The following is a 19,707-nucleotide window of genomic DNA, read 5'->3' on the forward strand; positions in this document are numbered from 1 at the left end:
ATCCGACCAACTCCGAATGAACGCAAGGTTGCGGCTGCCGACGGAGGCACAGGGCCGCAGCACCCGGTTCCGGCACCGGACCACACCCGGGCTACCCGGGCCGCCCGGCCGCGGCAGCCCGCGCTACAGCTCCTCGACCGACGCCGCGCGCCAGCCCTTCTTCGGGCCAGGCTCGTCGCCGCAGCTGGAGATGACGCCCTCCGTGACGACGCGCTCCAGCCCCACCCGGAACCGTCGCCCGTCGGCGAGCTCGACGAGGCACCAGGCATCAACGACACCACCCCCGGCGCCATCCCCGCCGGCACCATCCCCGCCGCCGCCGCCCACGCCGGCGCGGATCACGTCGTCAAGCCCCCACGCACCGATCCGCTGCCGCACCGCGAGCTCCGCCACCTGCCCCTGCGCGGACCACGTGCCGCGGCCGCGGCAGCCGGCGGGGTCGAGGCGCCCCTCGGCGGCGGCCTCGAGGACCTCGACGGCGACGTCCTCGGGGATGCGCCCGTAGCTGTAGTTGCCGGGCAGCAGGATCATCGTCGGCGCGAAGCGGTGGCCCTTGGAGTGGCTCGTCTCCCAGGCGAGGCCCGGGTAGACGTCGTTGAGGTGCTTGGCCATGGGCCGGCCCTTGACCGCGCAGCACACGTCGCGCTTGCCGTGGGTGCAGACGAGCATCAGCGGGTGGTGAACGCGGCGACCGCCGGGCGTGGGCCGGCCGAGGCGGATGTCGAGGCCCAGCAGCCCGTCGAGGTCGGCAACGGTGAGCTGCTCCATCCACGCGCCGCCGGGCCCGTCGACGTCGGGCGGGCAATGGGCAACGAAGACGGTCAGCCCGGCGCATTCGATCTGCCCCAGCCGCCCCGGCTTCCGGATGAGCTGGAGCGCCCCGCCGCGCTCGGCGAGCCATGCCTCGATGCGCGCGGTGTCCCCGTCGCCGAAGACGCCGCCGTCGAGGATGTCGCGGCTCCACCCAGAGGTGTGCTCGAGCAGGATGAACAGCCGCGCGGCCTTGGCGGTGCCGGGCAGCGGTTCGGCGGCGGCCGCCGACACGTCGGCGCAGCGCGGCGGGCGCTTCCGCGTCCGGCGCCGCGGGGCGCAGGAGTCGGAGCAGGCGCCGGTCGCATCGGCCATGTCCCCAGCCTACCAACCCCCGCGTTCACGTCATCGCGCAACCGCTCAGGGGGTTCAGCGTTTGCGTGACGACGTCCCTCGCGTCACATCAGCCCCGTGCGTTGCAGGTGGGCGGTGTTCTCCGGGATAATCGGGGCCATGAGCTCCACGACCCGCACCCGCCGTCCCCTGCGCATCGCCGCCGCCGCGGCCGCCGCGGGCCTGCTCGCCTTCGCCGCCGCGTGCGGCACCGCCTCCGGCGAGGAGTCGGCCGGCCAGGACAACCGCGGCGCCGTCTCCCTGAAGGAGGCGAACGAGGCCGCCGGCGGCGCGTCCGCCGACCCGTCCGCGGGCGAGGACGCCGACGGCGCGGGCGACGGCGAGGACTCTGAGACCTCGGATGACGGCGGGGACTCCGGCAAGGACGGCGACGAGGCGAAGGACGGGACCGGCGCCGATTCCCAGGGCGACCGCGTCGCGCTGGACGACGACGCCACCGACGAGCCGTTCTCCATGGAGACGAAGGACGTCCTGCCGGAGGGCTCGGGCTTCGCCGTCACGGACGTCCGCGCCGGGGCGCACGAGGGCTACGACCGCATCGTCGTGGAGCTGTCCGGCGACGGCCTCGCGGGCTACCACGTCGGCTACGAGCAGACGCCGGCCGAGCAGGGCCGCGGCCTGCCGATCGAGCACCCGGGCGACCAGGCGCTCGTGCTGTACGTCCGCGGCGTCGGCTACCCGTTCGAGTTGGGCGTCGAGGATCTGACCGTCGGCACGCTGACCCCGGAGCGCACCGGCGCCGTGGTGCAGGTGCAGGGCGAGGGCATGTTCGAGGGCGACGCGCAGTACGTCATCTCGATCAAGGGCGAGCGCCGCCCGTTCCGCGTGCTGCACCTGGAGGATCCGCAGCGCATCGTCATCGACGTCCAGACGGAGGGCTAGCCCCGCCCCGCCCGAAGCCCTCCCCTACCGGTAGGTGCCCTCGACGCGCCACCGCCCGGCGTGGCCGATGAGCAGGTGCGCCTCGGGGCCGCGGGGCCCGTCGACGGCGACCTGCATCCGCGCCGCGCGCCGGCCGCCGTCGGGCACCCACCACCGCTCGTCGACGGGCCACGGGCCCGCCCACGCGGTGACGGCCAGGCTCCGCCCGCCGCGCTCCAGCCACGCGGGCTCCCCGGTGACGGTGCCGCGCCCCGTGACCTGCACGGCCTCCCCGCCCGCGTCGAGCAGCGCCGCCCGCGCCGCCGGGTGGCGCGCCGCGTCGGCGGGGGCCGTCGCCGGCGACGGGGAGGGCACGCGCCCCGGCCACGGGCCGCGTTTCCGGGGCGCCTTCTCCCCCGCCGGCACGAGGGCGATGCGCTCGGCGGGGCCGCGGCCGCCGACGTCGACGGGCGTTGCGACGGCGTCCGGCCCCAGCAGCCCCTGCACCCGCGCCGCCGCCCGGCCGGCGCGTTCGGACGCCTCGTCGGCGCCGCCCCACAGCGCCTCCCGGATCGTCCCGGCGACGTGGACGTCGAAGGGGTCGAGCTCGAGGGCGACGATGCCGCGGCCGGAGCCGTCGTCACGCTCCCCCGCGCCACCTGCGGCCCGCGCCCCCAGCCACCCGTCGAGCTGCCAGCGCACGCGGTCGGCGGTGGCGGATTCGGCGAGCGGCCCGGCGCACCGCCACGTCCGCGTGACCTCGTCGCCGTCGCCGAAGCGGGCGGTGACGGCGAGGCGGGTGCACGCCCAGCCGCCGTCGCGGAGCTTCGCGTGCAGCGACGCGGCGAGGGCGCGGGCGGCGAACGCGGCGGCGTCGACGCGCTCCAGCGGCTCCTCGGGGACGTGGCGGACGGCGAGATCGCGGGGCGGGACGCGCGGGGAGACGCCGCGTTCGACCTCCCCGCGGGCGAGACGGTGCCAGCGGGCGCCCTCGGCGCCGAAGCGCCCGGCGACGTCGGCGGCGGGCAGCGCGGCGACGTCGCCGAGGGTGCGCAGCCCGAGCCTCCCCCACGCCTCCGCGAGGTCGTCGGGCAGGCCGAGGGCGACTTCGGCGGCGGCCTCGGCGAGGGGGACCGTCGCCAGGAACTCGCGGTCGCGACCCTCGGGGACGACGGCGCCGCGGCGGGCGGCGAGCACCGCGGCGGGCACCTGCCCCGCGACGCCGAGGAGGCAGTCGGCCCCGGCGACGGCGGCGGCGTCGGCGAGCAGCTCCAGCGCCCGCTCCTCCCCGCCGTGGTACCGGGCGGGCGCGGCGGCGCCGACGGCGACGAGCCCCGGCCGCAGCGCCTCGACGCCCGCGGCGACGCCGTGAACGCGCTCGACGACGGGCTCGAACATCGCCGCGTCGCGCGCCGGGTCCGCGTCCGCCACCGCGAGGTCGGGGCACGCCGCCTGCGCGTGACGACGGGGCATCCCGCGGCGCACGCCCCTCCTGCGCGCCGTGGCGGAGCACGCCACGACGGTCGCGCCGTCGACGACGGCGACCGCCGCCCGCGGGTCGGGCGGCGACGCCGCCGCGCCCCCGACCGCCCCGGCCGCGCCCCCGGCCAGCCGCAGCGCCTGCACCGGCCAGTCGGGCAGCCAGAGGACGACGGCCCTCATCGGGCCCGCCGCAGGGGCACGACGCCGGCGGGCAGCGCCTCCGCCGCCTCCGGCGCACCAGCATCCGCAGCCTCCGCCGCAGCCGCCTCCCCGCGCCCCGGCACCGCGTCGGCGTCGCCGACGATCCACGTGCCGCGCCGCGGGGCCATCCCGGCGGGTTCGGCGGCGACGGCGTACTCGACCGCCCGGATCCGCCCGTGCCCGGAGCCGAGCCCGTGCACCGCCGCGACGTGGGACGACACCGCGGCGACCGCGCCCGGCCACGCCGCGCCGACGTGCAGCAGCGCCGCCCCGGACCGGCGCAGACGCGCCATCAGCGGCCGCGTCAGCGACGGCGGCGGGGTGCGCGGCAGGGCGGCGACGAGCAGGTCGACGCCGTCGGCGAGCGTCGCGAGGATCTCCAGCGGCGACGCCCCCGGCTCCTCCACGACGAGGATGCGCGACAGGTCCCCGCCGCATTCGGCGACGGGCGCGGCGAGCAGCTCCGGCACGCCGACGAGCGCCGCGTGCCCGCCGCCGGCGGTGACCGCGGCGACGACGCCGGCGACGACCATCCCGGCGGCCTCCACCGACGTGACGCCGCCGCGGACGACGCACCCGCCGAGCACGTCCGCCAGCCCCTCCGGCACCGGCAGCGCGCGCCCGCCCGCCGCCGCGGGGGTCGTCGCCGGCGGCCGGTCCCCGGGTTCGGCATGCGTGACGGCGGCCGCCGCCCCGGCCCCGCCGCCCCCGCCGAACCCGTCGACGGGCGCGGCGCCGATGCGGGCCATGGACCGGCGCAGCGCCTCGACGGCGGCGCCGCGGTCGAGCCCGCGGACGTCCGGGGCCTCCACGGCCCGCGCGCCCTGCGCCGCCATCCCGCACCTCCTCGCCGTCCGCCGCCGAACCGTCGGCTGCCTCCGGCCGCCTTCCGTCCGGCGGCCTCCCCGGCGCCGGTTCACGCCCCGCAGGCTATCCCCCGGGGCGACGCCCGGGCGCCACACATTCGAAAACCTATTCGATCCCCACAACGCCCGGCAACCGCCCAGTTCACGGCCCCGGACATGCGGAAACCCGGTCCGGACGATGCCGGACCGGGTCTCGAAAACGGGTGCGGGCAGGGCGTTTCCGCCCCCACCCCGAAAAAGCGGCTACTTGCCGGAGCCCGCGACGTCGACGACGACGTCGAACTCGAGCAGCTGGGAGCCGGTGGCGACGGGGCGCTGCCCCTCCTCCGACTTCGGGTGGGACTTCTCGTAGCCCTGGCCGGTGCGCCAGGCGTCGTAGGACTCCTGGTCGGCCCAGTGGGTGAGGACGAAGTAGCGGGTCTCGGCCTCGCCGGTGGGGCGCAGCAGCTGGAAGCCCTCGAAGCCGGGCTGGTTCTCGATGTGGCCGGCGTGGGCGGCGAAGCGGCGCTCCAGCTCCTCGCCGGCACCCTGCGGGACGTCGATGGCGTTGATCTTCACGATGCTCATGCCCCGGATCGTACGCGCGCCCGGCGGGGGGCCGCAGCGGGAGACGTCGTCACGCGAACCCGGCGCGGACCTCGCGCAACCCTCCGCGCGAACCCCGCACGCACCTCGTTTCCGCGGCGCCCCGGCGCGGTGATAGCGTTCCCGGCATCACCACAGACAGCTTGGTCTAGACGCTCGCCGTGCACACGACGCACGCCCCGCGCGCACCGGACCGGGCCGACCGCAGGAGGAACACCCCAACATGCGCACCCGCTTCGCGAAGGCCCTCGCCGCCACCGCGCTCGCCGCCACCGCCCTCGTCGGCTGCGGCGCCAACTCCACCCCGGAGGGCGGCCCCGTCGCCGACGAGTCCGGCGTCACCACCGTCCGCCTCGGCGTCACCGACTCCGCGAAGAAGCAGTGGCCCGTGCTGCAGGAGAAGGCGGCGGCCGAGGACATCAACCTCGAGCTCGTCCACTACAACGACTACGTCACCCCGAACCGCGCGCTCGCCGAGGGCGCCATCGACGCCAACCAGTACCAGCACCTCCTGTTCCTCGCGGACAACCAGCTGGGCACCGGCCAGGAGCTCGTCCCGATCGCCTCGACCGAGATCTTCCCGCTGCCGCTGTACTGGAAGGGCCACGACTCCACCGAGGGCATCGACGGCGAGACCGTCGCCATCCCGAACGACCCGACCAACGGCGGCCGCGCCATCCGCGTCCTCGAGCAGGCGGGCCTCGTGACGCTCCGCGACGGGGCGCCCATCTCCCCGACCCCGGCGGACATCGTCCAGGAGGAGTCGCGCGTCTCCGTCAACCAGGTCGACCCGACGCAGACCGCCGTCGTGTGGGGCGAGGGCACCCCGGCCGTCGTGAACCAGAACTTCATCGACCGCGCCGGCATCGACCCGGCGACCGCCATCGCCGCCGACGACCCGAAGGACCCGGCCACCGAGCCCTACATCAACGTGTGGGTCACCCGCGCCGGCGACGAGGACAACACCGCCATCAACCGCCTCGCCGAGCTGTGGCACTCCCCCGAGGTCCAGGAGGCCGTCGCCGAGGACACCGGCTTCACCTCCGTGTCCGTGAAGAAGTCCCGCGAGGAGCTGAAGGGCATCCTCGACGGGCTCATCGAGAAGCTCCGCACCGAGAACGACGCCGCCGGGCGGTAGCCGCCCGGCGCCCCGGGGCGACCGTCGCCCGCGCGGGGTCGCCGCGGACGGCCGAGGGCCCCGTCGCAAAGCACAATCTGCTGCTTTGCGACGGGGCCCTCGTCACGCGGTCGCCGCGTGCGTCACTCCCACTCGATGGTTCCCGGGGGCTTCGACGTGATGTCCAGCACCACGCGGTTGACCTCCGGCACCTCGTTGGTGATGCGCGTGGAGATGCGCTCCAGCACGTCGTACGGCACGCGCGTCCAGTCCGCCGTCATGGCGTCCTCGGAGGACACGGGGCGCAGGACGATCGGGTGGCCGTAGGTGCGGCCGTCGCCCTGCACGCCGACGGAGCGGACGTCCGCCAGCAGCACCACCGGGCACTGCCACACGACGTCGTCGAGGCCGGCGGCCGTCATCTCCTCGCGGGCGATGGCGTCGGCGCGGCGCAGCGTGTCCAGCCGCTCCGCGTCGACGGCGCCGATGATGCGGATGCCCAGGCCCGGGCCCGGGAACGGCTGGCGGCCGACGATGGCCTCCGGCAGGCCGAGCTCACGGCCGACGGCGCGGACCTCGTCCTTGAACAGCAGGCGCAGCGGCTCGACGAGCGTGAACTCCACGTCGTCCGGCAGGCCGCCGACGTTGTGGTGGCTCTTGATGTTCGCCGTGCCGGAGCCGCCGCCCGACTCCACGACGTCCGGGTACAGGGTGCCCTGGACGAGGAAGTCGACGGTCTCGCCCTCCGGCGCGCCGTCGAGCGCCTGCGCCACGGCCCGCTCGAAGGAGCGGATGAACTCGCGGCCGATGGTCTTGCGCTTCGTCTCCGGGTCCGTGATGCCGTCGAGGGCCTCCAGGAACACGTCGGCGTCGTCGACCGTGATGAGGCGGGCGCCGGTCGCGGCGACGAAGTCCTTCTCCACCTGCTCCCGCTCGCCCTGGCGCAGCAGGCCATGGTCGACGAAGACGCAGGTGAGTCGGTCGCCGATGGCGCGCTGCACCAGCGCCGCGGCGACGGCGGAGTCGACGCCGCCGGACAGGGCGCAGATGGCGCGGCCGTCGCCGACCTGCTCGCGCACCTGCTCGATGAGCTCCTCGGCGATGTTCGCCGCCGTCCAGTCGGCCTCCAGGCCCGCGATGTCGACGAGGAAGCGCTCCAGCACCTCCTGGCCGTACGGCGAGTGGCGGACCTCCGGGTGGTACTGCACGCCGGCCATGCGGCGCTCGCGGCACTCGAACGCCGCGACCGGGGCGCCCGGGGTGGAGGCGGTGACGGTGAAGCCCTCCGGCGCCTCCGTGACGGAGTCGCCGTGGCTCATCCACACCTCGTGCTCCGCCGGGGCGCCGGCGTGCAGCGAACCCTCGCCCTCGGCGACGGTCATGCGGGTGCGGCCGTACTCCCGCTCGCCGGTGGCGGCGACGGTGCCGCCCAGCGCGCGGGTCATGGCCTGGAAGCCGTAGCAGATGCCGAACACCGGCACGCCCAGCTCCAGGACCTCCGGGTCCAGGGACGGGGCGCCGTCGGCGTAGACGGACGACGGGCCGCCGGAGAGGATCAGCGCGCGCGGGTTCTTCGCGCGCACCTCCTCCGCGGTGGCGGTGTGCGGGATGACCTCGGAGTAGATGTTCGCCTCGCGCACGCGACGTGCGATGAGCTGGGCGTACTGCGCGCCGAAGTCGACGACGAGAACGGGGTGGTTTACCTGGTCGGACACGTCGGCCAGCTTATCAGGGCGGGCGACGCGGCCGCCCCCGGCCGCGCGCGCGGCGTCCCGGGCCGCGCGGGCGCCGTCGTCACGCGACCCCGCGCGCACCCCGCACCTACGCGCCCGCGCCCGCCGGCGTCCGCCGCCGCGGCATGCCGAGGTCCAGCGCCGCCGGGGCGTGCGCCGGCACCACGGGCGACCGCGGCGCGACCGGGTCGAGCTCCCGGTAGCCGCCGTCCTGGGCGGGGCGGGCGTCGCCCTCGCCCTTGTTCGGCCACAGCGCCATGGCGCGCTCGGCGATGGCGGTGATGGACAGCGACGGGTTGACGCCCGGGTTGGCGGGCATCGACGCGCCGTCGACGACGTGCAGCGTCGGATGCCCCCACACGCGATTGTACGGGTCGACGACGCCGCGCTCCGGCGACGAGGAGATGGGGCAGCCGCCGATGAAGTGCGCCGTCAGCGGGATGTTGAAGATCTCGCCCCAGGTGCCGCCGGCGATGCCGCCGATCTTCGCGGCGACGCGGCGGGTGGCCTCGTTGCCGGCGGGGATCCACGACGGGTTCGGCTCGCCCTCGCCCTGGCACGACGTCAGGGCGCGGAAGGGGCCGACGCGGCGCAGGGACGTCGTCAGGGAGTTGTTGGAGTTCTGCATGACCAGGGAGATGATCGTGCGCTCCGACCACCGCCGGATGTACAGGATCTGCAGCGCGTCCAGAGGGCGCGCGACGGCCTGGCGGATGAGCTTCCACCAGCGCGGGCCCCCGGGGCCGCCGTCGGTCATGAGGGTCTGCAGCAGGGCGATGGCGTTGGAGCCCTTGCCGTAGCGCACCGGCTCGATGTGCGTGTCGGGCTCCGGGAAGAACGACGACGTGATGGCGACGCCCGACGAGTAGTCGTTGTCCGGGTCGACGGTGCGCCGCATGGCGCCGACGATGGACTCCGAGTTCGTGCGCGTCATGTGGCCCAGCCGGTCGGACATGGCGGGCAGGTTGCCGTCCTCCTTCTGCCGGTGCAGCAGGTTCTGGGTGCCCCACGCGCCGGCGGCGACGACGACCTGCCCGGCCGTCAGCGTCCGCGGCCGCTTGAACGGGCCCCACGCGCCGGTCGTCTCGACGCCGACCTCCCACGCGCCGCCGCCCGTCTCCCGCAGGGAGGTGACGGTGGTGCGGTCGAGGATCTCGGCGCCGCCGCGCTCGGCGAGGTGCAGGTAGTTCTTGAGCAGCGTGTTCTTCGCGTTGTGGCGGCAGCCGGTCATGCACTCGCCGCATTCGATGCACGCGGTGCGGTCGGGGCCGGCGCCGCCGAAGTACGGGTCGGGCACCGTCTCGCCCGGCGCGCCCTCGCCGCCGGTCTTGGCGCCGAAGAAGACGCCGACGGGCGTCGGCACGAACGTCCCGCCCACGCCCATCTCCTCCGCGACCTCGCGCATGACGCGGTCCGCCGGGGTGACGGTGGGGTTGACGACGACGCCGAGCATCCGCTTCGCCTGCTCGTAGTACGGCCCCATCTCCTCCTCCCAGTCGGTGACGTCCGCCCACTGGGGGTCGCGGAAGAACGGCGACGGCGGCTTGTACAGGGTGTTGGCGTAGTTGAGGGAGCCGCCGCCGACGCCCGCGCCGGCGAGGATCATAACGTCCTTCAGCAGGTGGATGCGCTGCACGCCGAACAGGCCGATCTTCGGGGCCCACACGTAGCGCGGCAGCCGCCAGCTGGTCTTCGCGAACTCGTGGTCCTCGAACCGCCGGCCGGCCTCGATGACGCCGACGCGGTAGCCCTTCTCCGTCAGCCGCAGCGCGGAGACGGAGCCGCCGAACCCGGATCCGACGACGATGACGTCGTAGTCCAGGCCCCCGGAGTCCGCCGCGCGCTTGCCCGCGGCACCCCTCTCCCGAGTGTGCTGTGCGACGGTCCCCTCCCGCGGCGCACCGCCGCCGTCCGCCGTCGTCCCCTTCCTCCTCCATCGTCCGGGCTTCCGCAACGCGGCCATGGCCGTTCCTCCAGTCGTCTCGTGGGCCGGTCCCCGCGGCATGGGCGACCGCGAGGGGATTTCGGTCACGATATATCCGGGCGGTGGGCCCCGTCCCCCGTTTCCCGGTTTCGCATGCGCGCACATGCGCGGACGCGATCGGACCAGGGAACCGTCGTCACGCGACGACCCGCGCACGGGGAGCGGGCGGCGGGGCGGAATAATGGCGGGAATGGACCGCACCCCCTCCCCCGGCGACGCCGCTGCCGCCGCCGCATCCGGCCCCGGCCCCTCCGTCGCCGCCGAATCCCCGGCGGACCCCGCCGCCGTCGCCGCCGACCGCCGCGCCGGCTTCCCCGCCTCCGCGGTGCTGCTCGTGCTCGGCTCCTGCGCGTCGCTGCAGTTCGGCGCCGCCCTGGCCACCCACCTCATGGAGTGGACCGGCGCCGCCGGCGCCTCGGTGCTGCGCGTCGCCGTCGCCGGCACCATCCTCGCCGTCGTCGCCCGGCCGAAGGTGCTGTCGTGGAACCGCCGCCAATGGGGCGCCGTCTGGCTGATGGGCCTCGGCCTGGCGGGCATGAACGGCTTCTTCTACGCCGGCATCCAGCGCATCCCGCTGGGCGCCGCCGTGACGCTGGAGTTCCTCGGGCCCCTGCTGCTCGCCGCGTTCCTGTCCCGCCGGGCCCTCGACTTCCTGTGGGTGGCGATGGCGCTCGCCGGCGTCGGCCTGCTGGGCCTCGGGTCCTTCACCGGCGGCACCTCGCTCGACCCGGTGGGCGTCGCCTGCGTGCTCGTCGCCGGCGCGTTCTGGGCGCTGTACATCCCCGCCGGCGCGAAGGTCGGGGCGCTGCTGCCCGGCACCGGCGGGCTGGCCGCGGCGTTCCTCGTCGCCGCGGTGCTGCTCGCCCCGTTCGGCGCCGTCCCCGCCGCGACGGCCGACTGGTCCCCCGGCGTCGTCCTGCTGGCGCTCGGCACCGCGCTGCTGTCGTCGCTCATCCCCTACATGCTGGAGTTCGCCGCGCTACGCCGTCTGCCGCAGTCGGTGTTCGGCATCCTGCTGAGCCTCGAACCCGCCTTCGGCGCCCTCGCCGGCTTCCTCGTCCTCGGCCAGGTGCTGGGGCTCACCGAGGCCGCCGCCATCATCCTGGTCATCTGCGCCAGCGCCGGGGTGACGGCGACGGGCCGGCGCCGGCGGGCGGCGGCGAAGGAGGAAGCCGCAGAGGAGAGCTGAGCGCGGGACGGCTGAGCGCGAACCATCCCCCGCGGGGCGCCTCCCGCGCGCGCGACGACGACCCGGACCCGCATCGGGCCCGGGGCGTCGTCATGCGCGGCGGTGCACGGCGGTGCACGGTGCGCGGCGCCACGTCCTAGCGGACGGCCAGCTCCACGCGCTGGAACGACTTCACGTCGGTGTAACCGCACTTGGCCATCGTGCGGCGCAGGCCGCCGATGAGGTTCTCGAGGCCGAACGGGTTGGCGGTCGGGCCGTTGAGGACCTGCTCCAGGGACGGCAGCTCGTCGTCGGCGACGTCGACGGCGGCGCGGGAGGCGAGGCCGCGGGGCAGCTTCGGGTGCGCGGCGACGGACGGCCAGTACCAGCCGGCGCCCGGCGCCTCCTTCGCCAGCGCCAGCGGGGAGCCGAGCGCGACGGCGTCGGCGCCGCAGGCGATGGCGCGGGAGATGTCGCCCGCGGTCTCCAGGTCGGCGTCGGCGATGACGTGGACGTAGCGGCCGCCCGTCTCGTCCAGGTAGTCGCGGCGCGCGGCGGCGGCGTCGGCGATGGCGGTGGCCATCGGCACGGAGATGCCGAGCGCGTCCGGGGTGGTGGTGTCGCCCGGGCCGACGATGACGCCGGCGGCGCCGGTGCGCATGAGGTGCAGGGCGGTGCGGTAGTCGACGACGCCGCCGGCGATGACCGGCACGTCGAGGCCGCCGATGAAGTCCTTGAGGTTCAGCGGCTCGCCCTCGGCGGTGACGTGCTCCGCGGAGATGAGCGTGCCCTGGATGATGAGCAGGTCGATGCCCGCCTTCACCAGCGCCGGGGTCAGCTCGCGGCAGTGCTGCGGGCTGACGCGGACGGCGACGGTCATGCCGGCCTCCCGCATGGCGGTGACGTGGCCGCACAGCAGGTCGACGTCGATCGGCGCGGCGTGCAGCTCCTGCAGGACGCGGTTGACGGCGGCGGCGTCGGGGATGCCGGCCTCGCTGCTGCCCTCCGCGGCGGCGACGACCTCCTTCACCTTCTCCTCCGCGTCGGCGTGGCGGGCCCACAGGCCCTCGCCGTTCAGGACGGCCAGGCCGCCGGCGCGGTCGAACTCCCCGAGGAAGTCCGGGCCGCCGATGGCGTCGGTCGGGTGGGACATCACGGGGATGCCGAAGTCGTAGGCGTCGATGCGCCAGGAGGTGTCCACGTCCTTCGAGGACCGGGTCCGGCGGGACGGGACGATGTCCACGTCGGAGAGCTCGTAGGTGCGGCGGGCCTCGCGGCCGATGCCGATTTCGACGACGTCACGCATGTGTGCTTCGCGTTTCCTTTGCGATGGTGCGGTGGTGCTGGGGTGCCGGGGCGCGGCGGCGCCGGGCGCGGACCCGGCGCGGGCCCGGCGCGGGCCCGGCGCCGGGCCCGTGTCCGGGGCGGTCGCCGGGCCGCCGCGCCGCCGTGCGCCTAGCGCTGGTAGTAGTTCGGGGCCTCGACGGTCATCTGGATGTCGTGCGGGTGCGACTCGCGCAGGCCCGCCGCGGTGATCTGCACGAACTTCGCGTCGTGCAGCTCCTCGATGGTCGCGGAGCCGGTGTAGCCCATGGCGGCGCGGAGGCCGCCGACGAGCTGGTGGACGATGGCGTCGAGGTGGCCGCGGAACGGCACCCGGCCCTCGATGCCCTCCGGCACCAGCTTCTCCTCGGACTTCACGTCGGCCTGGAAGTAGCGGTCCTTGGAGTAGGAGCGCTTCTCGCCGGTCAGGCCGCGGCCCTGCATGGCGCCCAGGGAGCCCATGCCGCGGTACATCTTGTACTGCTTGCCGTTGACGACGACGGTCTCGCCCGGCGCCTCGGCGGTGCCGGCGAGCAGGGAGCCCAGCATGACGGACGACGCGCCGGCGGCGAGGGCCTTGGCGATGTCGCCGGAGAACTGCATGCCGCCGTCGGCGATGATCGGCACGCCCGCCTTCTTCGCGGGGACGGCCGCCTCCATGATGGCGGTGATCTGCGGGGCGCCGACGCCGGCGACGACGCGGGTGGTGCAGATGGAGCCGGGGCCGATGCCGACCTTGATGGCGTCGGCGCCGGCGTCGATCATCGCCTGCGCGGCCTCGCGGGTGGCGAGGTTGCCGCCGATGATCTGGGCGCGGTCGCCGAACTCCTTCTTCACGCGGGACACCATGTCCAGCACGCCGCGGTTGTGGGCGTGGGCGGTGTCGACGACCAGGACGTCGACGCCCGCGTCGACGAGGGCGCCGGCGCGCTTCCAGGAGTCCTCGCCGGTGCCGATGCCGGCGCCGACGAGCAGGCGGCCGGAGCCGTCCTTCGCCGCGTCGGGGTACTGCTCCTGCTTGACGAAGTCCTTGACGGTGATGAGGCCGGTGAGCTTGCCCTCGCCGTCGACGATCGGCAGCTTCTCGACCTTGTGGGTGCGCAGCAGGTGCAGCGCGGCGTCGCCGGAGACGCCCTGCTCCGCGACGACGAGCGGCATCGGCGTCATGACGTCCTTCACCTTGCGGCCCAGGTCGTTCTCGAACCGCATGTCGCGGTTGGTGCAGATGCCGACCAGCACGCCCTCGTCGTCGACGACGGGGAGGCCGGAGATGCGGTAGCGGGCGCACTTCTCGTCGACCTCGCCGATCGTCTCCTCCGGGGAGCAGGTGACGGGGTTGGAGACCATGCCGGCCTCGGAGCGCTTGACGATCTCGACCTGCTGCGCCTGGTCCTCGACGGACAGGTTGCGGTGGAGGATGCCCATGCCGCCCTGGCGGGCCATGGCGATGGCCATGCGCGCCTCGGTGACGGTGTCCATCGCCGCGGAGACGATGGGGGTCTTCAGCCGGATCTCGCGGGTCAGCTGGGTCGAGGTGTCGACGTTGGACGGGATGACCTCGGAGGCGTCCGGCAGGAGCAGGACGTCGTCGAAGGTGAGGCCGATGAGCGGGATCTTGCCCGGGTCGTCGCCGCCGAGGCTGATGCCGGTGGGGTTGGTCATGTAGGTGCCCTCCTGGTCGCGCCGCTGGTTCCGGGCCGCGGGTTCTCCCGCCGCGGGCCCGTCGTGTCCACAACCTTATCGCCCCGTCCGACATGGGCGGCATCGGAGTCCACGGCGGGGGCGACGGCGGCGGGTGTCCGGGGTGCGGCTATGGTCGGGCGCGTGAGCCGAGATTTCTGGTCCTCCATGCCGCTCGATCCGTTCGAGGGCGATCCGAACGACCCGTCGCATCTCCTCGAGCCCGACGATCCGGTCGAGGTGCTGGACGAAGAGGAGCGGGCGGAGGTCGCCGAGGATCTGGAGGCGGTGCGCCTGTTCCGCTCGGTGATGGGCCCGGAGGGTTTCCTGGGCGTGGCCATGCCGTGCGACGACTGCGACGAGATGCACTACTACCCGTGGCAGGTCCTCGAGGATCATTACGCCGCGCTGCTGGCCGGGGTGCCGTCGCCGGTGCACGAGCCGGGGATGGACCCGGAGGTGGAGCGCTACGCGCCGTGGGACTACTGCGCGGGCTTCGTCGACGGGCGGCGCACCGCGGGTCGCCGCCGCCGTCCATGGTAGGCGCCGCGGTTCGCGGTGCGTGACGACGGCACCCGCGCCGCGGCCGCGCCGTGCGCCCGGCGGGGCCGCCGTCCTAGTTGACGTAGTCGGCGGCCGCCGCGCCGGCGGACTCGGCCGCGTCGGCGATGCCGCCGGCGACGTCCTCGGCGGACGGTCCCGCGGAGCGGGACGCCGGCTCCGACGTGGCCGGAGAGGGGGCGTTGGCGACCGACGGGGGCGCGGGGACCGTCGGCGTCGTGGAGCGCAGCGGCTCCCCGGACACGGGATCCTCGCCGCCGGGTGCCGGGGCCGCGCCGCCGGCGTCCGGGGCGGGCGCGGGGGCCGGCCGCTCGGTGACGGTGACGGTGGCCTGCTCGGTGACGGTCTCGCGGACGGTGCGGGTCTCCGTCTCGCGCGGCGCGGTGCGGTCGCTCGTCGTCGTGACGGTCGTGGTCTCGGTGTCCCCGGGGACGACGACGTAGCGGATGCGCTCCTTGGTCTCCATGACCTGGGCGTGCATGCGGTCCCGGTCGTGGGCGTCGACCTCCGCCAGCAGCCGCTCGGCGTAGGCCATCAGGCGGCGGGCCTCCTCCGCGTCGCCGGCGCCGGCGGCGGCGTCGGCGTGCTCCAGGGTCGCGGCGAGCTCCACGGTGACGGAGTCCTGGCCGGTCAGCTGCTGGCGCACCGGCCACAGCACGCCGCCGGGCTGGGCGGAGACGATGGCCGACAGGCCGCCGACGATGAGGACGGACGCGGCGGCGGCGCCGAGCAGCGCCGTCGTCAGCCGGCCCGGCAGCGGGATGCCGGCGACCCGGTCCGCGTCCCCGCCGCGGCCGCGGCGCGGGCGGCGCAGCGGGGTGACGGAGCCCCCCGCCGGGGCGTATCCGCCGGCGTCCGCGCCGCGGGTCCCGTCGTCACGCGCATCCGCGGGCACCGCGGCGAACGCGGCGGTCACCGCGTCGTCCACGTCCGCGTCCGCCTCCGGCGCCCAGTCCGCGGGCAGGGCCGGCGGGGCGGGCATCGGCCCGTCGGCGCGGACGGCCGCGGCGGCGAACAGATCGGCCAGCGCCGAATCGGTGCCGCAGCTGCCGGCGCCGACGGCGTCCGAGTCGCCGCAGGCGAGGGCGTCGAGGAACGCGTCGTCGAGCGCCAGCTCCTCGCGATCCGGCATCCGGCCGACGGGCCCGCCGCCGCCGTTCGTCCGCTCGGTCATGAACGTCCCTCCTCCGCTTCCTTCTCCAGGATCCCGCGCAGCTTCGCCAGCGCCCGGTGCTGCGCCACGCGCACCGCACCGGGGGTCGCGCCGACGATGCGGCCGGTCTCCTCCGCGCTGAGCCCCTCGAACACCCGCAGGATGATGATGTCCCGGGACCTCTCGCTCAGGGAATCGAGAAGCCTGCGCACTTCGTTACCGGCTGCGACGGACATCACGGCGTCCTCCGGCAGGCCGTCGCGTGCGGGCTCCTCCGGCACCTCCTCCACCGGCTGCGACCGGTCGCGGCCGCCGGCGCGGTGGGCGTCGGCGACCTTGTGGGCGGCGACGCCGTAGACGAACGCCAGGAACGGCCGGCCCGTGTCCCGGTAGCGCGGCAGGGCGCCGAGCACCGCCAGGCCGACCTCCTGGGCGACGTCGTCCGCCGCCGTCGGCCCGTCCGCCCCGAGGCGCGCCCGGCAGTACCGCACGACGTGCGGGTGGATGAGGGCCAGGAGCCGCTCGGCGGCGCGGCGATCCCCTCCGGCGGCGGCCGGCCACAGGCCGGCGAGCTCCCGCTCCTCCTCCGCCAGCCGCGTCTCGCGGGCCTCGCGGGGGTCCGGCGCCGGCGCCCGGTGGTGGTGCGGGGCGCGGCGGCCCGTGCCGGGATCGTGATGCGGCGCGTTCATGGCTCCGCGTCACCTCCCGTCGGCGTCGTCCTCCTGGCGCACGGGGCGGGCCCGCCGGTGCGCGTCGCCGGGATCCGCCGGGGATCCCCGTCCCGGAAATCCTAATATGCGCGTTCGCTCGCATGTGCCCGCGGGCTGCCGCACCAGGGCCGGGATCGCGCTCTTCCGCGCGTTTGGTGACGCACATCACGGATGTCGGCAGGAGTTAGCGCGATTTAGGCGCGGGGGCCGCATTCCCGTCGCCGCGGCGTAACCGGCGGTTCATCATCGCCGCCCACACTTGCCCTCGTCGCCGAGGGAGGGCCCGCGGAACCGGGTCGCCCCAGGCACGTGCAGTACCCGACTTCCCGCGCCCGCCCGGCGCGGCGTGGCCGCCGGACACGGCGACCGGAAGGAGCCCCACCATGACCCACATCGACCGTCTCCCCGGCCCGAACTCGGACCTCTGGGACTGGCAGCTGCACGGCTCCTGCCGCGGGGAGGATTCGTCGGTGTTCTTCCATCCGGAGGGCGAGCGGGGCCGCGCCCGCGCGATGCGCGAGATGCGCGCGAAGACCATCTGCCAGGGCTGCCCGGTGCTGGCGCAGTGCCGCAGCCACGCCCTCGCCGTCGCCGAGCCCTACGGCATCTGGGGCGGCATGAGCGAGTCGGAGCGCAACGAGATCCTGCGCGCCCGCCCGCGCCGCCGCGAGCGCGCCCGCGTCTCCGCCTAGCGCCCGCGTCTCCCGGACGGCCCGCGCCGTCCCCGCGTGACGGCGCCTCCCGCCGCGCCGCCCCGCGCGCCGCGGCATGCGGCACGCGCCCGGGCCCGGGGCGTCGTCACGCACACGACCGCGCACCGCGCGCCGCACGAAAACGGCGCCCCGCGCGCACCGCGCACGCGAAACGGCCCCGCCCCGCAGGTTCCCCTGCGGCGGCGGGGCCGTTCACGGCTCCGGCCGGGCCCTAGTGGGCGTGGCCGTGGCCGAGGTCGTTGACCGGCTCCGGCTTGTCGACGACGCTGACCTCGGTGGTCAGCACCATGCGCGCGACGGAGGCGGCGTTGACGACGGCGGAGTGGGTGACCTTCACCGGGTCGATGACGCCCGCGGCGGCCAGGTCGCGGTACTCGCCGGCGGCGGCGTCGTAGCCGTGGCCGTTCGGCAGCTCCGCGATGTGGTGGACGACGACGGAGCCGTCCAGGCCGGCGTTCGCGGCGATCCAGTACGCCGGACGCGCGAGGGCGCGGGCCAGGGCGCGGACGCCGATGGCCTCGTCGCCCGGCAGCTCCTGCGCGAGCTCCTCGAGCTCGCCGGCGATCTGGACGAGCACGGAGCCGCCGCCGGCGACGACGCCCTCCTGCGCCGCGGCGCGCGCGGCGTTGATGGCGTCCTCGATGCGGAGCTTGCGCTCGTTCATCTCGGTCTCGGTGGCCGCGCCGGCGCGGATGACGGCGACGCCGCCGGACAGCTTCGCCAGGCGCTCCTCGAGCTTCTCGGCGTCCCAGGAGGAGTCGGTGCGCTCGAGCTCGCCGCGCAGCTGGTTGCGGCGCTCCTCGACGGCCTCGGCGGTGCCGGCGCCGTCGACGATGACGGTCTCGTCCTTCGTGACGGTGATGCGGCGGGCGGTGCCGAGCACCTCGAGGCCGGTGTCCTTCAGGCTCATGCCCATGTCGGACGTGACGACGGTGCCGTCCGTGACCACGGCCAGGTCCTGGAGGAACTCCTTGCGGCGGTCGCCGAAGTACGGGGCCTTCACGGCGACGACCTTGAGGGTCTTGCGCATCGCGTTGATGACCAGGGCGGACAGCGCCTCGCCCTCGACGTCCTCGGCGATGATGAGGGTCGGGCGGCCCGACTGGGCGATCTTCTCCAGCAGCGGGAGGAACTCCGGCAGGGAGGAGATCTTCTCGCGGACGAGGAGGATCTGGGCGTTCTCCAGCTCGGCGCGCTGCGTGTCGACGTCGGTGACGAAGTACGGGGACAGGAAGCCCTTGTTGAAGGACACGCCCTCCGTGACGGCGAGCTCGTCGGAGATGGACTGCGACTCCTCGACGGAGACGACGCCGTCCTTGCCCACCTTCTCCATGGCGCCGGCGACCATCTCGCCGATGCGCTCGTCGCGGGACGAGACGGTGGCGACCTGGGCGATGGCGGTGGAGTCGGCGACCGGGGTGGCGCGCTGCTTGAGCAGCTCGACGGTGCGCTCGGCGGCCTTCTCGATGCCCCGGTTGAGGGCGATCGGGTTGGCGCCGGCGGCGACGTTGCGCAGGCCCTCGTGGACCAGCGCCTGCGCCAGCAGGGTCGCGGTGGTGGTGCCATCGCCGGCGACGTCGTTGGTCTTGACGGCGACGGACTTCACCAGCTGGGCGCCGAGGTTCTCGAAGGGGTCCTCGACGTCGATGTCGCGGGCGATGGTGACGCCGTCGTTGGTGACGAGCGGGCCGCCGAACGCCTTGTCCAGCACCACGTTGCGGCCCTTGGGGCCGAGGGTGACCTTGACGGCGTCCGCCAGCGTGTCCACGCCCCGCTTGAGGCCCTCGCGGGCCTCCTCGTTGAAGGCAATCAGCTTGGACATGCGCGGGACCGCCCTACTTCTCGATGACCGCGAGGATGTCGCGCTGGGACAGGAGCAGGTACTCCTCGCCCTGGTACTTCAGCTCGGTGCCGCCGTACTTGGAGAAGATGACGACGTCGCCCTCCTTGACGTCCATCGGGATGCGGTCGTCGTCGTCCGCCCAGCGGCCCGGGCCGACGGCCACGACGGTGGCCTCCTGCGGCTTCTCCTTGGCGGAGTCCGGGATGACCAGGCCGGAGGCGGTGGTGGTCTCGGCCTCGTTGATCTGGACGAGGACGCGGTCCTCGAGCGGCTTGATGTTGACGTTCGCCACGGTGATTTCCTCCATGTGCGTTATGCGAAGTTGATCCATGTGCCGGTTGGAGCCGTGCACAGCCGTCGTCGCGGGTGAACAACTGTGGGTCACACAACCTGGTCTGGCACTCTACCCCCGAGAGTGCCAACACTCAACGCGGGCCGGTGCCAGGTCCGGGGTGCGTGCGAGGGGTGCGCCGCGGGTGCGCGCGGGGTCGCGCGCGGCATGCGCCGTCGCGCATCGCGGGGGGTTCCGCGCGTCGCGTGACGACGTCCCCCGCCCGCGGCCG

The 19,707-nt window shown here is 75.1% G+C and carries 17 protein-coding genes; 5 read left to right on the forward strand and 12 right to left on the reverse strand.

The features are described 5' to 3' along the window. Window positions 1-123: 123 nt before the first annotated feature. Window positions 124-1,125, reverse strand: a complete 1,002-nt coding sequence (locus QQS41_RS04745; protein WP_448851509.1) for a sucrase ferredoxin — start codon at window positions 1,123-1,125, stop codon at window positions 124-126. A gap of 138 nt (window positions 1,126-1,263) precedes the next feature. Between QQS41_RS04745 and QQS41_RS04750 the strand changes: the two genes are divergently transcribed. Then, window positions 1,264-2,046 carry an AMIN-like domain-containing (lipo)protein gene (locus QQS41_RS04750; RefSeq protein WP_448851510.1) on the forward strand — a complete coding sequence of 261 codons (783 nt, stop codon included), beginning with the start codon at window positions 1,264-1,266 and terminating at the stop codon, window positions 2,044-2,046. A gap of 24 nt (window positions 2,047-2,070) precedes the next feature. On the opposite strand, the gene QQS41_RS04755 is transcribed toward QQS41_RS04750, so the two are convergent. The 3 genes from QQS41_RS04755 to QQS41_RS04765 all read right to left on the reverse strand — a co-directional run bounded on the left by QQS41_RS04755 (window position 2,071) and on the right by QQS41_RS04765 (window position 5,141). After that, entirely contained in the window at window positions 2,071-3,687 is a 1,617-nt protein-coding gene (locus tag QQS41_RS04755) for a DNA polymerase Y family protein (RefSeq protein ID WP_448851511.1), read from the reverse strand. Next, window positions 3,684-4,544 carry a hypothetical protein gene (locus QQS41_RS04760; protein ID WP_448851512.1) on the reverse strand — a complete coding sequence of 287 codons (861 nt, stop codon included), beginning with the start codon at window positions 4,542-4,544 and terminating at the stop codon, window positions 3,684-3,686. The genes QQS41_RS04755 and QQS41_RS04760 overlap by 4 nt, the downstream gene beginning before the upstream one ends. A gap of 273 nt (window positions 4,545-4,817) precedes the next feature. Beyond that, complete coding sequence (locus tag QQS41_RS04765; RefSeq protein ID WP_448851513.1) at window positions 4,818-5,141, reverse strand: antibiotic biosynthesis monooxygenase family protein; 324 nt, start codon at window positions 5,139-5,141, stop codon at window positions 4,818-4,820. Window positions 5,142-5,382: 241 nt separating this feature from the next. On the opposite strand from QQS41_RS04765, the gene QQS41_RS04770 reads away from it, so the two are divergent. Further along, window positions 5,383-6,297 (forward strand): MetQ/NlpA family ABC transporter substrate-binding protein, encoded by a 915-nt coding sequence (locus QQS41_RS04770; protein WP_448851514.1) that lies wholly within the window; start codon window positions 5,383-5,385, stop codon window positions 6,295-6,297. Window positions 6,298-6,419: 122 nt separating this feature from the next. On the opposite strand, the gene guaA is transcribed toward QQS41_RS04770, so the two are convergent. Together guaA and QQS41_RS04780 are read right to left on the reverse strand one after the other, a co-directional pair. After that, entirely contained in the window at window positions 6,420-7,991 is a 1,572-nt protein-coding gene (gene guaA / locus QQS41_RS04775) for a glutamine-hydrolyzing GMP synthase (protein WP_448851515.1), read from the reverse strand. 106 nt (window positions 7,992-8,097) lie between these two features. Next, on the reverse strand, window positions 8,098-9,972 hold the full coding sequence (locus QQS41_RS04780; RefSeq protein WP_448851516.1) for an FAD-dependent oxidoreductase: 1,875 nt from the start codon (window positions 9,970-9,972) through the stop codon (window positions 8,098-8,100). Window positions 9,973-10,183: 211 nt separating this feature from the next. Between QQS41_RS04780 and QQS41_RS04785 the strand changes: the two genes are divergently transcribed. Beyond that, complete coding sequence (locus tag QQS41_RS04785; RefSeq protein ID WP_448851517.1) at window positions 10,184-11,182, forward strand: EamA family transporter; 999 nt, start codon at window positions 10,184-10,186, stop codon at window positions 11,180-11,182. Window positions 11,183-11,318: 136 nt separating this feature from the next. Here the strand turns inward: QQS41_RS04785 and QQS41_RS04790 are convergent, their stop codons facing one another. Both QQS41_RS04790 and guaB read right to left on the reverse strand, forming a co-directional pair. Then, window positions 11,319-12,467 (reverse strand): GuaB3 family IMP dehydrogenase-related protein, encoded by a 1,149-nt coding sequence (locus tag QQS41_RS04790; protein ID WP_448851518.1) that lies wholly within the window; start codon window positions 12,465-12,467, stop codon window positions 11,319-11,321. Between the two features lie 149 nt (window positions 12,468-12,616). Beyond that, window positions 12,617-14,146: an IMP dehydrogenase gene (guaB, locus tag QQS41_RS04795; RefSeq protein WP_448851519.1), complete on the reverse strand. Its 1,530-nt coding sequence runs from the start codon at window positions 14,144-14,146 to the stop codon at window positions 12,617-12,619. A 162-nt stretch (window positions 14,147-14,308) separates the two neighbouring features. Here guaB and QQS41_RS04800 point away from each other — a divergent pair, with 162 nt between their 5' ends. Then, complete coding sequence (locus QQS41_RS04800) at window positions 14,309-14,707, forward strand: DUF5319 family protein (protein WP_448851520.1); 399 nt, start codon at window positions 14,309-14,311, stop codon at window positions 14,705-14,707. A gap of 73 nt (window positions 14,708-14,780) precedes the next feature. Here QQS41_RS04800 and QQS41_RS04805 read toward each other — a convergent pair whose 3' ends face one another. Together QQS41_RS04805 and shbA are read right to left on the reverse strand one after the other, a co-directional pair. After that, on the reverse strand, window positions 14,781-15,899 hold the full coding sequence (locus QQS41_RS04805) for a hypothetical protein (protein WP_448851521.1): 1,119 nt from the start codon (window positions 15,897-15,899) through the stop codon (window positions 14,781-14,783). Beyond that, window positions 15,896-16,471 (reverse strand): RNA polymerase sigma factor ShbA, encoded by a 576-nt coding sequence (gene shbA / locus QQS41_RS04810; protein WP_448851983.1) that lies wholly within the window; start codon window positions 16,469-16,471, stop codon window positions 15,896-15,898. Before shbA ends, QQS41_RS04805 begins: the two co-directional genes overlap by 4 nt. A 500-nt stretch (window positions 16,472-16,971) precedes the next feature. On the opposite strand from shbA, the gene QQS41_RS04815 reads away from it, so the two are divergent. Next, window positions 16,972-17,280 (forward strand): WhiB family transcriptional regulator, encoded by a 309-nt coding sequence (locus QQS41_RS04815; RefSeq protein WP_448851522.1) that lies wholly within the window; start codon window positions 16,972-16,974, stop codon window positions 17,278-17,280. 232 nt (window positions 17,281-17,512) lie between these two features. On the opposite strand, the gene groL is transcribed toward QQS41_RS04815, so the two are convergent. Together groL and groES are read right to left on the reverse strand one after the other, a co-directional pair. Beyond that, window positions 17,513-19,123 carry a chaperonin GroEL gene (gene groL / locus QQS41_RS04820; RefSeq protein ID WP_448851523.1) on the reverse strand — a complete coding sequence of 537 codons (1,611 nt, stop codon included), beginning with the start codon at window positions 19,121-19,123 and terminating at the stop codon, window positions 17,513-17,515. 13 nt (window positions 19,124-19,136) lie between these two features. Further along, the gene (gene groES, locus QQS41_RS04825) at window positions 19,137-19,436 is read right to left on the reverse strand and encodes a co-chaperone GroES (protein ID WP_448851984.1); all 300 of its coding nucleotides are present in this window, start codon (window positions 19,434-19,436) and stop codon (window positions 19,137-19,139) included. Window positions 19,437-19,707 lie beyond the last annotated feature (271 nt).

This window comes from Corynebacterium sp. 335C, from assembly GCF_053525695.1.